The 12,341-nt window shown below is 60.0% G+C and carries 7 protein-coding genes and 4 pseudogenes; 9 read left to right on the forward strand and 2 right to left on the reverse strand.

The annotated features are described in order from the left end of the window. Positions 1–550 precede the first annotated feature (550 nt). The gene (locus tag LL972_RS20945; protein ID WP_228329227.1) at positions 551–1,030 is read left to right on the forward strand and encodes a JAB domain-containing protein; all 480 of its coding nucleotides are present in this window, start codon (positions 551–553) and stop codon (positions 1,028–1,030) included. Positions 1,031–1,091: 61 nt separating this feature from the next. Here LL972_RS20945 and LL972_RS20950 read toward each other — a convergent pair whose 3' ends face one another. Next, the gene (locus LL972_RS20950; protein WP_228329228.1) at positions 1,092–1,898 is read right to left on the reverse strand and encodes an exodeoxyribonuclease VII large subunit; all 807 of its coding nucleotides are present in this window, start codon (positions 1,896–1,898) and stop codon (positions 1,092–1,094) included. 515 nt (positions 1,899–2,413) lie between these two features. Here LL972_RS20950 and LL972_RS20955 point away from each other — a divergent pair. The 8 genes and pseudogenes from LL972_RS20955 to xopAF form a co-directional block, all read left to right on the forward strand. Next, a pseudogene (locus LL972_RS20955) lies at positions 2,414–2,623 on the forward strand (imm11 family protein); the annotation flags it as partial. Between the two features lie 21 nt (positions 2,624–2,644). Continuing rightward, positions 2,645–2,949: pseudogene (locus tag LL972_RS21830) on the forward strand (hypothetical protein); the annotation flags it as partial. A 122-nt stretch (positions 2,950–3,071) separates the two neighbouring features. Further along, on the forward strand, positions 3,072–3,713 hold the full coding sequence (locus LL972_RS20960; RefSeq protein WP_429002214.1) for a DUF1629 domain-containing protein: 642 nt from the start codon (positions 3,072–3,074) through the stop codon (positions 3,711–3,713). Between the two features lie 32 nt (positions 3,714–3,745). After that, positions 3,746–7,735, forward strand: coding sequence for a hypothetical protein (locus LL972_RS20965; protein WP_228329231.1), 3,990 nt, complete (start codon positions 3,746–3,748; stop codon positions 7,733–7,735). A gap of 40 nt (positions 7,736–7,775) precedes the next feature. Beyond that, a complete protein-coding gene (locus LL972_RS20970) occupies positions 7,776–8,426 on the forward strand; it encodes a hypothetical protein (RefSeq protein WP_228329232.1) in 651 nt (216 codons plus the stop codon). A gap of 309 nt (positions 8,427–8,735) precedes the next feature. Continuing rightward, a pseudogene (locus tag LL972_RS20975) lies at positions 8,736–9,010 on the forward strand (DNA-binding protein); the annotation flags it as partial. A 447-nt stretch (positions 9,011–9,457) separates the two neighbouring features. After that, positions 9,458–10,627: a YopJ family acetyltransferase gene (locus LL972_RS20980; RefSeq protein WP_228329233.1), complete on the forward strand. Its 1,170-nt coding sequence runs from the start codon at positions 9,458–9,460 to the stop codon at positions 10,625–10,627. Between the two features lie 436 nt (positions 10,628–11,063). Continuing rightward, positions 11,064–11,906: a XopAF/AvrXv3 family type III secretion system effector gene (gene xopAF / locus LL972_RS21720; RefSeq protein WP_323134239.1), complete on the forward strand. Its 843-nt coding sequence runs from the start codon at positions 11,064–11,066 to the stop codon at positions 11,904–11,906. On the opposite strand, the pseudogene LL972_RS20990 reads toward xopAF, so the two are convergent. Next, positions 11,871–12,229: pseudogene (locus tag LL972_RS20990) on the reverse strand (hypothetical protein); the annotation flags it as partial. The gene xopAF and the pseudogene LL972_RS20990 overlap by 36 nt on opposite strands. Positions 12,230–12,341 lie beyond the last annotated feature (112 nt).

Genomic DNA, 12,341 nt, shown 5'->3' on the forward strand with positions numbered 1-12,341 from the left:
TTCATGGAACCTCCTCGGGAAAGGGGACGAGAAAATTCCACTTCTGGCGTCAGCTAATGGGCGGGGGGATTACCGTTGGCCGTCGGGCCGAGGAAATTTGTCCTGGCACGGGCTGGAAAATACGGACGATCACGTCTGAGGTCATGGTTGTTGCCAGGGCTCATCCATCCCGATGGCTGCGTGTCTCTCGCGCCCAGCGATGCAGGCATCATGCAAGCAAGCGCATGTCCGCGAGAGCGCCATCATTGAGGCTATAGAAGCCTAGCAATCGTTGCTGACATGCATCGGTCCCGTCCATCCGAATGCTGTTTAGCCCGCAAGCTTTGTGGGGCATGCATGGTGCTGTCTCCACCAGCGCTGGGCCTCTTGAAGGGAATCTTGGCTTCGCTGCCCCTATCCGCAAGGACAGGCCTCCTTCTCGACGCTGACGCTCTGTTGCGGCCCTTCGTTGTGCGCCGCTTGCGCGGTGCTCGCTCTCGGGTGCGATAGGGCCGGACGCTTCGCCTGCCGGTTCCCACGAGGCGCACAACGCGCTGGTGGAGAAGAACCGATGAAGCGCACCCAAGACCTGAAGGCTCAATACCAACTCCAGATGGACGAGGAGGGCATCTTGCTCGCCGCCGCTGCCATCCTGGAGCAACGCCTTCAACGCCAAGGCCACATCCACAGCCCCGATCAAGCCGGCGACTATCTGGTGGCCCGCTGCGCACATCTGCCGCACGAAGTCTTCGGGGTCGTCTTCCTGGACAACCAGCACCACATCATTTCTACCGAGCACTTGTTCACCGGCACCGTCGACGGCTGCGAAGTCCATAGCCGGGTCGTCGCCAAGCGTGCCTTGGAGCTCAACGCCGTCGCCCTCATCTTGTTTCACAACCACCCGAGCGGGAATCCGGAGCCCAGCCAAGCCGACCGCAAGGTCACCCAGCGCCTGCAGGAAGCCTTGGGCCTCCTGGACATCCGAGTGCTGGACCACCTGGTCATCGGCGGCCAGAAGAACGTCAGCCTCGCGGCAAGGGGGTGGGCATAGCCCCCCTTCTTTCATCGGGTGACGACGGCGCAGATGTGCTCCGTAGAACGGGACCCACTGCTCACCGCATAGCAAGCCACAGCAACAGCAAGAACATGCATGCTCCTGCGACAGCAGCGAACATCTTCCATTGTCGGAGTTCGGCTTTTAAGCCCTGACTATCCAGCTTGCTCTGTTGCAAAAGTTCGCCCAAACGATGGCGAGTTTCGTCAAGCTCGGACTCCCGCCGATCCAGTTTTGTCGAGAGTTGAATCAACTTGTCTTCGGCATCGCTTGCTTCGGTTCGTGCGTCTTCTGCCTCTTGAGCTGCATCCAGACAAGCTCGCAGGCGGTGGCCGAAATCGCTGGGCGTAAGGAAAACATCGTCGGCGTGCTTGTCCAGCAACAGCACGTCGTTGGCATGGCCGAGCGCGACGTAGAAGGGCAGGCCTGTTTCGATCAGGGCACGGGTAACGTTGCGTGAGTCACCAATGGTCTCCAGTCGCTCGCCACCCCCTCGCGCGATGACCAGTCCTTTCACGCCGGTCCCAATGAGCTGCTTCAATGCTTCAAGGAACTTGGTTTCATCCCCGAAGTGGGCCGTCACTTGCGAGTTGTTGCGCAGTTCTGGCAATCGCGCTGCTGAGCAGATGTCGTCCCAGCCCGTCTTGCTCGCAAGGAATCCGAGCCTAGAGAGGCCGTTTTTCCCGAGGAACTCCCCGATCGCCACTGGATTGCGTCCTCGATCCGGGATGGGCACCACTGGCTCGCGCGTGACCGTGAGCCAGGGGCCCTCAACACGCCCCTGGAGCTCTACAGACATTTTTCTGTTCACCGTCAACACGCCTGCAATGATGATCGGGGCGTCGTCTTGAGGTTGCTCATCCACGGGAATCCTGAAGCTCAACTCGGTGCCGGGGTAAGGCTCAAAAACCCCATAGCAGAACTGTTTCCAGGGCGAGAGTTTCTTCGCTCTTCCAGCCACGCGAATTGGCGTCTTCCCTCCTTCTAGCCGTGCAAGGGGCCCAACCTGGTCAGCGGTGATCCAGGGGACACTGGTAGCTTGAGCGGTTGAGTCGAGAGTCTGGCCTGTCTGGGGCATGAGCACTTGCGGAATTCGTTGCGTCAAATCGAATGTAGCCCAATGATAGAGAGACAGCCCACCAGCTGCCCCTTAGACCGGGATTGTTGTCACATAACGAGCGTTCGCTTCTGATCCGAATGATTTCAAACGGGCGCGCGCAAGGAATGGTCTGTCCAAAGGCTCCATTCCACGTCTCACTTCGAGTTATCCCTCGCATCTGTGAACATCAGCCCGAGCTTTCAGCCAAAGTCGAGATTGGCTGACAAGAGTGGTTGAAGGTAAGCTTTTCAGCCGGCCGAGAGGCGGATGGAATGTTTCATATGGAATCGACAAGCGCCGGTCAGCCCAAGCCTGGGGAGTTTTTCATTCTTGAGGCGGGCAAGATAAACGGGCCGACCAACGGCGTGGTCTTCGAAAATCTAGACCAGCTGCTTTCGCCCCCTCGGTTGATCCTGCTCCCCGAAGGCGGCGGCTTCCCACCACTTCGCGAGACCCCGCGCTTGGTCTACAACCCCAGCGAGGGCCCGCCACTTTTCCAAGACCACCACGCCATCGAGCAACAGACGCTGGATCGAAGCCCCTTGCTCAAAGCGTTGTCGAAAGCAGGGCATTTCGATATTCACGCGCCGGAGAACCGACTGTTCCTGCCATCGGACCCCGCGTTGCGCAGACCCTGGGCATCACTCCGCATAGCGGGGGGCCCATCGCTGACTACCAAGTCGGGCTACGGCAGAGTTTGTGGCGCTTGGAGCAGACCCCAGACGGAGTGGAAGCGCCGGCGGGCGATGCGGATGCTCTGGAGCGCATCGCCGGGCGGGTGGAAACGCTGCGCGATTCAGTCCGCGTGGGCCTCATTTGAGAAGGCCAAATATCTAACTGCACTAGGCATTTCAACAGTTTCTTATCTCTCATCGGTTGCTGGGAGGTAAGCTTTCCCCAGCATGCGGAGGCCAAATCAGGATGGAAGAGATGCAGCACATGGAATCGACAACGCCGAACAAGCCAGCGCCAGACACTTTCTTCATGCTTGTTTCTGACATGGAGAGCAATCACCCAGTTTGTGGCGTGCAGTTCGCCAACAAGCGCCAGCTTCTTTCTCCTCCCCGGCTGATCCTGCGGCCGGACGAAGGCGGTTTTCCGCCCTTTCGCGAAACACCGTTGCTGACCTATGAGCCAAGCGCAGGCCCCGAGCCACGTGACTTGGAGGCGGGATTCAGTGGCTACTGGCTGGTTTCCGAACGCCTCCATGACGTCATGGTGGCCGTGGATCCGAAGGCGTTTGCTTTCGCAGACGTCGACTACCGTCTAGCCAACGGCACGCCAGGCCCGCGCCACTACCTTTGCGATGTGGTGCGCGAGCTGGATGCGCTCGATGAAGAAGCATCGAGGCTGAAAATCAAGGTTGATGACGACTACGTGCGCGGGAAGTTCTACTCCCTGGCTGGTGGCGCGAGCCTTGCGTTCCGCAGCGAAACACTTGCGGGAGCTCACGTGTTCCGCACGCCTTTTAATCCAAAGGCGTTCTGCGACCACGTCTTCAAGGCCGCAGTCCTCGCTGCGGGCATTCCAGACGACGCCGAATCCAGCGGCATCTCGTTCATCGACGCGTCGGATATTTGATTCCACGAGGCAACGAGGAAGGAGCCTAGGTCATGCCAAGCAGCAATCCCCTGTTCCAGGGCCACCACGCTCTTGAGCAGCAAGTGTTTGCAGAAGATCCTCTCTTGCAGGCATTGGTTGAGTCGGGTCGTTTCCATAAAGATGTGGCCACTAACCTCATCAACCTGCCCAGTGACAGAGCGTTGGCCCATACCTTGGGTGTCAGCCCCCATTCGGGTGGTCCTTTGCGGGCCTACAAAACGGGGACCATGCTGGCCTTGTCGGATCTGGCTTCAACGAAAGACGGCATCGCCGCGTTGAATGGGGACGAGGGCGCTTTGGACCGGATGGCGATGAAGGTTCAACGGCTAAGCGATGCGGCACAGGTGGCTTTAGTCAACGGCGAACTCCACACCAACGCCGGTCTAAATCAAACCAGGGACCAGGCACGGGCCATCACCAACGCTTTTTTCGATGATCCGATCAGCAACTCGCCGACGAGCTACGCCTCGAAGAACGTGATGCAGATGGATGCGCACGGGCAGGCGAGCTGGAACACACGGCAATGGGCGGTGGTCACGCACAACGAGGGCCGGATCGTCTCCACGCTCAATCACCTTCAAAGTTCAGGACAGCCGTTGACCCGCGGCGGCAACCTAGATCTTCAGCGGCATGGCTTAAGTCAGGCCATCTCCGACGCTTACCACGGCGGAAAGCTCACGCTGTCACCCGGTGGCGTCGCCGTGGTTGAGAACACCTTGGGCGAGGAAGCCGCCAGGCCTTTGCGAGTTCCTCGCGGTCAAAGCGGTGCCGCGTCCATGGAAGTGTTGCTCGGCAATGCATCGGCCAGCACCTTGGTGCGCTCGGGCGGTCTGTTGGCGACGGGGGCAGACGCAGTTCTTACCGCCCGCCGTTCGGCAGAGTTGCTGGAACAAGGCAATGCCACCGCTGCACAGTCCGAGCTCACCCATGCCTTGGCCCGCAACGTCGGCGGTTGGGCCGGTGGTGCATCCACCGCCGCAGCGCTGGGCGGCAGCGGCTTTGTGCCGGCTGCCTTGGTGGTTGGCGACGCGCTGTTGATGAGCAAGGCGTTCGACAAGGGCGCCGATTTGCTGGACAACCGCGCCATCTATCACCAGACCGACAAGGCGGGCGTTGAGTGGCAGTTCAATGGTCGCGACTGGCAGCGCGAAGCGGCCATCGACCTCGCCCAGGAGGGCCGCCGCACGTCTGGCGAGCAGCCCGTGGTGGCCAGCTATGAGAAATCGCAGGAGCTTGGCGCCCTGGCCAACGCGAAGGCGGTGGAGCTGGCGTTGGGCAAAGCACCGCCACCCCAGGACCCGTTCAACCTCCCTGCACGGGCAAGCGATCAGGTGGGATTGGACAACCAGAATTGGGAGCGCAATCCCGAGCGTCAGACTTGGGAACGCCAAGTCAAAACCGCCGTGTCCGGTGCCAACGACCGGGGCAGCTACGAACACCAAACCGCTCCCCCGGAACGCGCGCAACAGCTTAACCAAGAAGCCCTTGGGCGCATCGAAAGCAACATCGCCACCGGGCGCGAAGCCATCGCTGCCGCCTACCTGGAAAACTATGCGGCGCAGCGCGCCCAGGCTTACGGTGTCGAAGTGCCGGCGGCGGTGCAGACTACGCAGGCCAAGACCGGCGCGGTGGTGGGCTCGGATGCCCAGCTTTACCAGCGCACCGAGTCAGGCCAGTGGGCCGGCAAGGATGTCGTCGCCAGCGGCAACTTGGCGGCGGAGCTGGAGCTCACCAACCAGATGCGCCAGCCCTCGCTGGAGCGCGCTCAGGAGACCCTGGCGGCGATTGAGGCGCGTCCAGCACCCACGGCCGCCGAGATGGAGCACAGCGAGCTGCTGCACCGTTACCGGTCCGCAGGCGTCGATTTAAACGTCAATCCGCAAACCCAGCAGGCCGTAGAGCTGGCCGCGCAGCGGACCAGGGACGCCAACGGCATCACCGGGCCGACCATGCAGCAATTGCAGCGCAACGAGGCCGGGCAATACGGCTACGACAGCCCCATCGCACACCTGCAGCAAGGGCTCGATGGCATCGCACGCGTGGTGGCTGTCACCAGCAGCGATGACATTCGGCAGGCGCTGAGTGAGACGCAAGCCAATCGGCGAGAATCGCCGACCCTTGGGCGCGTGCTTGAGGGAACGGCAGACGCGGACACCTCGACCTCCGAGTCGTCCAATCCGCAGCAAGTGCTGGATATCCAGACACGCATGCAAGCCTCTGTGGCGGCGCAGGCGCGACAAGAACGCGAACAGCAAGATCGCCTCGCGCAAGAGCAACACGCCGCGCAGGTGCGCGAGCACCTCCAGCAGGCACAGCCTGAGCACGAAGACAGGTCACAAAGCGAACAAGCGGTCCAGGCGCACGCGGTGCAGGAAGGTCAACGCCAAGCCGGGCAGCAACGCGAACAGGAAGAGCGCCAAGTGCAGGAGCGCCAAGCGCAGACCAGCCAGCAACGCGAGCTGCAGGAGCGTGAGGAGAGGGACGCCCAGCAACGGCAGGCGCAGGAACGCCAGGCTGACAATCAGCAGCGGGAGCAACAAGACCACCAGGCTCAAGAAACCAGGCAAGTTGAGGTCCAGGCTCGGCAAGCGCAGCAGCAAGACCCCAGCCAGCACACCTCGCAGCAACCGGACCCTCAGCTGCACGCACCAGAGCTCGCGCCGACTCAGCAAACAACGCTCCCTCAGTCGCAGCAGGAGGATGCACGCTCACGGCTGGAAACACAGAATCAGCCAGCGAGCGAACGTCTTGCTCCTGACGCACATGACTCACTGAAGCAAACGCCCGATGCAGGTGACGCGCAGCCGCATCAAGCACAAGAGGCAGAGCGTGCGCTGGAAATGCAGGCAATGGAGAGCCGCGCCGCCGCGCGCGTCCAAGTGTCTTCCTCCGAAGGCCCGGAGCCTGACAGCCAACCTTCTCAGAGCGCGCAGGCCGATGCGGGGCCGTCAGCGCTGCATCACCACGGGCAAACGCCGCAAGGAGAGATGGAGCAAGCGTCGGTCCGCCAGCAAAACGCGACGCGAGAGCAGGAGGCAGCGTCGGTTCGCGTCATAGCCCCAACAGCGCCTGCGACAGCAGAACCGTTGATTGCATCGCTTTCCACAGCGTCTACCACGCCTGAGCGAGAAGCCGAGGCAGAACAGCGCCGTCCTTCAAACGCCTTGCTCGCTGATCATGGCGCGCCGGTGCTGCCCCCAGAACACCTCGCGCAAGCGCGTGAGCAGTCCTTGGAAGCCAGTGCAGAGAATCGCTTGCCCGTCGGATCGGCGGAAGCCGAAGACCTGCGCACCCCATCGCCCCCGGCGCAGGACCGCAGCGCCGCAGACCCGGGTGGCGCCCTGTTCCTGGAAGAGACCATGCGCTCGTTGCGTCAACTGCAACAGGAGATTGAGGCGGCGGATCGGGAAGACGAACGCTTCCACCAGAAATGGAAGGAGTATCGCGAGCGCGGAGAACCCTATCCCTTCGCTCGCGACGACACCCGAAGCGTGGACGGCGCAAGCCTCGACGAGTTCCCGCAGCGCGAGCAAGCGCATCGCTCTCCCAGTGAATCTGCTGAGCAAACCGATGCCTTTCCACCTCTAGCTCAGCGCTCCACCGGCCCAGGGGGAAGGGATGCGCCAAACGATTCTTCGCAGGTTGAGCGGAAATCCATCACGGGCGACCCGGACGTAGACGAGGTGCTCTATGCGCTCGACAGCAAGAACGAGCTGGCGATCGAGCAAGCCTTGAATCGGGTGGCCAACAGCGCAGCAACCCAGGCGCTGATCAAAAGAGGCAACGAGTTCCTGGAAGCACAGGCCCAGCAGGAGGCCCAGGAGCACGTCGCCACGCGCCAGGCGCTAGGAATGGATGTCTCAGCAGAGATCAACACCAGCCGCGGGCCGGTCATGGTGATGACGCTGCCAGAGTTCGCCAAGGGGCCGATGCAGAGCGGTCCCCAAGGGGACGGCGGTGGTGGTGGAGACGGCGGCGGTGGGGGAGGAGGCGGTGGTTAGTCAGAATCTCTTCCATGACCAGCCGAGCTGAGGAGACCTCATGGACAAGCAAGACTCTTCTGCAATGGCGGAAATGCTGGCGACGTTGAACGCCTCGAACGCCTCGTTGCAGCAGACCATCAAGGTGTTGACGACGCTGGTGTCATCCATGCAACAGCGCGAACACAACCTGCGCGATCTCATCGCCGAACAACTCCAAGTGCTGCAAAGCGCGGTGGGCAGCGCCGACTCCAGGGTCAATCGGGTGCTGGAAAACGCACTGCCGAGACTGACGCAGCTGACCAATCAAGCATTGACGCAGACGCTGGAGCCAGCCGCCAAGCGATTCAACAAAGAAATGGCCACTGCGGACGAGACGTTGCAGCAAGCCACTCGACGTTACGCGCAGGCCCAGCAATCCTTGGAAACAAAGATTACGAGACGCATGGGCATTGCATCCGCCACGATGCTCGTAGCGGGCATGTTGGGCCTGGGGGCGGTGGCCTACTCTATTGGCATCATCAACGAAAAGCGAACCGAACTCGCACAGCTTCGAGCGTCCATCGACTACCTGGATCGCGTTTCGCGTGCGGACGTGGCTCCCTGTGGCGAAGGCCGGCTTTGCGCCACGCTTGAGAAGAACGGGCCGCGTTACGGCAACCAGAGGCAATACAGAGCGATCAACCTACGCACTGCATCGGCGGCTGAGTAGTGATTGCTGCTAACCGAGTCGCTAAATGGAGCGTTGACTACATACAGCCAAGCAAGTGGACGCCGGCACTAAATAAACTGGACAAAGCTATCAGCCAAACTGGACGGCGGCGTCATTTAGGCTGTGCGGTGAATTGGCAAAGTCAGCGCAGCCAGGCAAGGAGGATGCAACTCGCACAGCGCCGCTGGCCTGCTGCTGGGGTTCAACCGACATACGTGTGAAAATAGATCACAAGATTGGATTTCATCCATTGCATCAGTGAGTTAGCGGATATTTTGGCGCAACAAAACTACACGACCAATGCCAGTGCGCGACGCACTGCGCCTGGCGGCTGCGGAGTACCAAGCCCTGCAGGTGCGCTGGACCGGCGATGTGCAAGCGCTGGAAAGCGTGTGCACCGAACTGGCTGCGGCGCGGACCGAGCTGGTCGAAGAGAGCCAGCGCCGGGAACACGGGGAGGCGGGCACCTTGCGGGAACGGTGCGTCTGAGCACGCTGGAAGAGCTCCTGGCGCAGCTGCGGCCACCGCGTCCCGTTGGCGAACCCGAAAACGCCATCTTAGCCGGTGCAATGCCAGGAGGCTGATGCTCAGCCTGTTGGGGGGTATGGATCATCCTCCGCGTCAATGTCTTCGTCGTCCCAGCCATGACTTCGGTGAACCAACGACATTCAGAGAGCTCCCCGCCAAAATTGTCTCTACAGTCACTGCAGGAGATCGACATGGGTCTGTGCGCTTCAAAGCCAAGCGTGGAAGGGCCAGCTGGGCATTATGCAGCCCACGCTACAGAGTTGCCCTCGCCATCTGAGTCGCTGTCGCCATCGCGCAGGGACTCGCCTTCTTCTTCGACCAGTGCACTGCGCGAGGCTTTACCTCCCCCACCGCGTCGCGCGGCTTCTCCCGAACCGCAGGGCTCACCCAATTGGCAAGGGGCAGGATGGTCCGGCAATGAAGGTTTTAGCGGCTGGTCAGAATACCAGGGCAACTTGTATGACTCAGCCCATGAGTGGCAAGGCGCGTCGACTGGTGAGCACTTGGCCGATCCTGCCGATATGTGGCCTTCTCACGCTTTGAACCCCAATGCCACTTTTGACATTGGCACTGCTTCTTCGCACCCTCAAGCACTCCAAGAACGGGCGCAAGATTCGCGCACATCTCAACCCGTAACGGAGGCCATCAACGCCCTTCGCCAAATCAAGGCACGCTTCGCGGCGCTGCTCGATGGAAACTGGACGCCGGGAGAGGAAGAAAAAATCTTCGACGCCGTAGTCATTCCGACGCTAATCGCCGCGGAGTCCGCGCGCAAACCCGGCTCGCCATTGACTTTGCTCGATACATCCAAGGAACTTGGTCAATGGTTGAGAAAAAGCATCCCCGCGTCGGGCAAGAGGGCCGTAGCCGTACTGCCAGGCTACGAAGAGCATGCGGTCGCCGTGGATGTCCGCATTATCGGTGGGCGGCGTTCGGTCCTTATCATCGATCCACTGGGAACGGATCCCGACCGGGTTGCCCAATATCGCCAGGATGTACTTCCAGCACTCAAGGAGATGCTGCCATCCAAAGCGGAGACGACGTTGCTCTGCTTGAGTACCCAGAAGGCGCAGACGGGATGCAAGATCTTCGCGCTGTCGGCTACGTCCAAAGCAGCAGATCAACAGACGCTCATGGATGACCTCCACCATCGGAACGTCAATGGTGACGCGTTCGAGGATTGGAGCGGCAACGAAATCCCCGTAGCAGCGGTCGGTGATGGCGGCATCCGCATGATCGACGGGAAGCCGCTATTGCCCGCACAATTCTTCAAGCATTCGCAGTCCAGCGGCACCCTTGGTCAATGGGCGGAGGCCAATCAGCCGGGTTCTGCGGCGGCAGCCATCAACACCCGAGGCGAAACGATCGGTGACCGATATAGCCGACACGCGTCGGAGCGTCATCCATGGCCTTTCGTAATCCTTGAAATGGATCAGCGCGGCCTTCGCGGAACCGTCGACCCGAAGGTGATTGAACCTCGACGATTAAGCACCTCACTGGAGCAGAAGCGGCTTGTCTATCTACAGCGCGCAATAGATTTTCTGCGGGTGGCCTCGAAGGACGAGAGCCGCCAGTTCGTAAAGCGTCTGGAGCGGTTTCATCTAAAGGAGACCGATATCTCAACACCAAACCTGAGGAGCCAACCGTGGGGGCCGGACCCTTACACACTTTGACGGCAGGCTTTGCGAGTCCACGGCATACCGCCCCGTTGGAGCGCTAGGCATGGGTGTGCAGCCTTGGTTTACATTGATCCGCAAGACAGTTGCAGCGTGCCGAACCTCGAAAGGGACGAGGTGGTGGATTAGCCGATGGAAGCGCCGTTTTGTCCGGCAACTTCATGTTTTCACAAAAGAAATCGGATTCTTCGAGTCATTTTTACACGTATGTCGGCTGAACCACGGCCGGATCGACTGGGCGGCCACGGTACTTGAGGGCCGGCACGGATTCGTACATAGCGATCACGGCGAGCAATAGTTGCTTAATGGGAGTTTTCAGGGACACCTCCTTAATTTTCCCCTTCGCTTTCGGATACGATAATTCACTAACCCACTGAATTGACTGGGGTAATGGATCTAGCATAAAATGCCATTATATTTTTCGGTAAAGATCATGGGTCAATGTATTTCGAGCACCTCCGGCAGTCGATACGGTGGAAATATAGGATCACCCTCATCTTCCCCGAATGTCACGGCCCCATCCTCTCATCAACCAGCAGCTTCAAATGCAGGAGCATTCGATGGTTTAAGCGGGCGCCCGCCAAGATTGTCACATCATCGACTGGCGAGGCGAGATGGAGAATATACGCTAAAACAAGTTCCTATAGCTGACTATCAATCAGAAAGAGGATGCCCTGGTAATTCAATAAAAGATCGTAGCGGATCTTTGTTCCCATTGGTTCGTGTCGACAGCTTTGATGCGGGATCCCCGTATAGCTTTGAGATAGATCGTTCCACTACCGTCAAAGTGGCGGGATACAACTGTCTGACACCTAACCATGAAGGGACACGGCACCTTTATAGCACTGGAACCAGTCAAGTGAACATGCCTGTAGTCACCGACAACATGACCACATGTATTGCGGTCGCATGCGCTGCGGAGAAAATAGATTATTACACAGGCAAACGCATGCCGGGTGCGCAAGTTCGAGTATTCCATCTCCTGCCTTTTAATCACAAAGAGTTGCTGCCGGAAAACGTTTTAGCGTCCATTCGCGATTATATATATGCCGTCAGGACCAATGGCCTGACAATGCGCGTCGCAATGTATGGAGGAGAGCGAGATGGTGATTTCTCAGTGAGCACGGCAGAGGCTCTGGGGCATCTATTCGAGAATGAAGGAATTCCCGTGGAATTCAATGAAACATGCGCGAATCGCAATTCAGACGCGCTGCTCGGTGCCGTCATTCTAAATGATAATTCAACCCAGTTCATAAAGCATTTGGTTGCTGCATGACATGAACAATGGGACTCCGAACCGGGGCGTGCGCGGCAGGCCGGGCACTTTCAGCTGAGCCCGATCGCTGGGCAGGATCTTTTGGCGACGGTGGCCACCGCCGCCGTGCCGGTCGGCGTCTTGGCCGGCTTGGCGGGTTTAGCCTGGCGCTGGAGCTTGTCCAGCGCCTTGAGCGCGTCCGGCCGCCCTCGGCGGTAGATCTTGGGCGCGCGCGCATAGTTGGCCGGCAGCACCTCGAACACGGTCACGCCCAGCGCCAGCAGCTGGGAGGCGGCGGTGTCGAGGCTGGCAAACACGCGCGGGGTGCCGCGCTGGCCGGTCAGTTACATTTCCAGGGGAAAAGCCCTTTGGAACTGGCAGGGTAATCCCCCCGCCCATTAGCTGACGCCAGAAGTGGAATTTTCTCGTCCCCTTTCCCGAGGAGGTTCCATGAAG

This window comes from Xanthomonas campestris pv. asclepiadis (assembly GCF_020784175.1).
In the GTDB taxonomy this organism is placed as follows: domain Bacteria; phylum Pseudomonadota; class Gammaproteobacteria; order Xanthomonadales; family Xanthomonadaceae; genus Xanthomonas; species Xanthomonas campestris_D.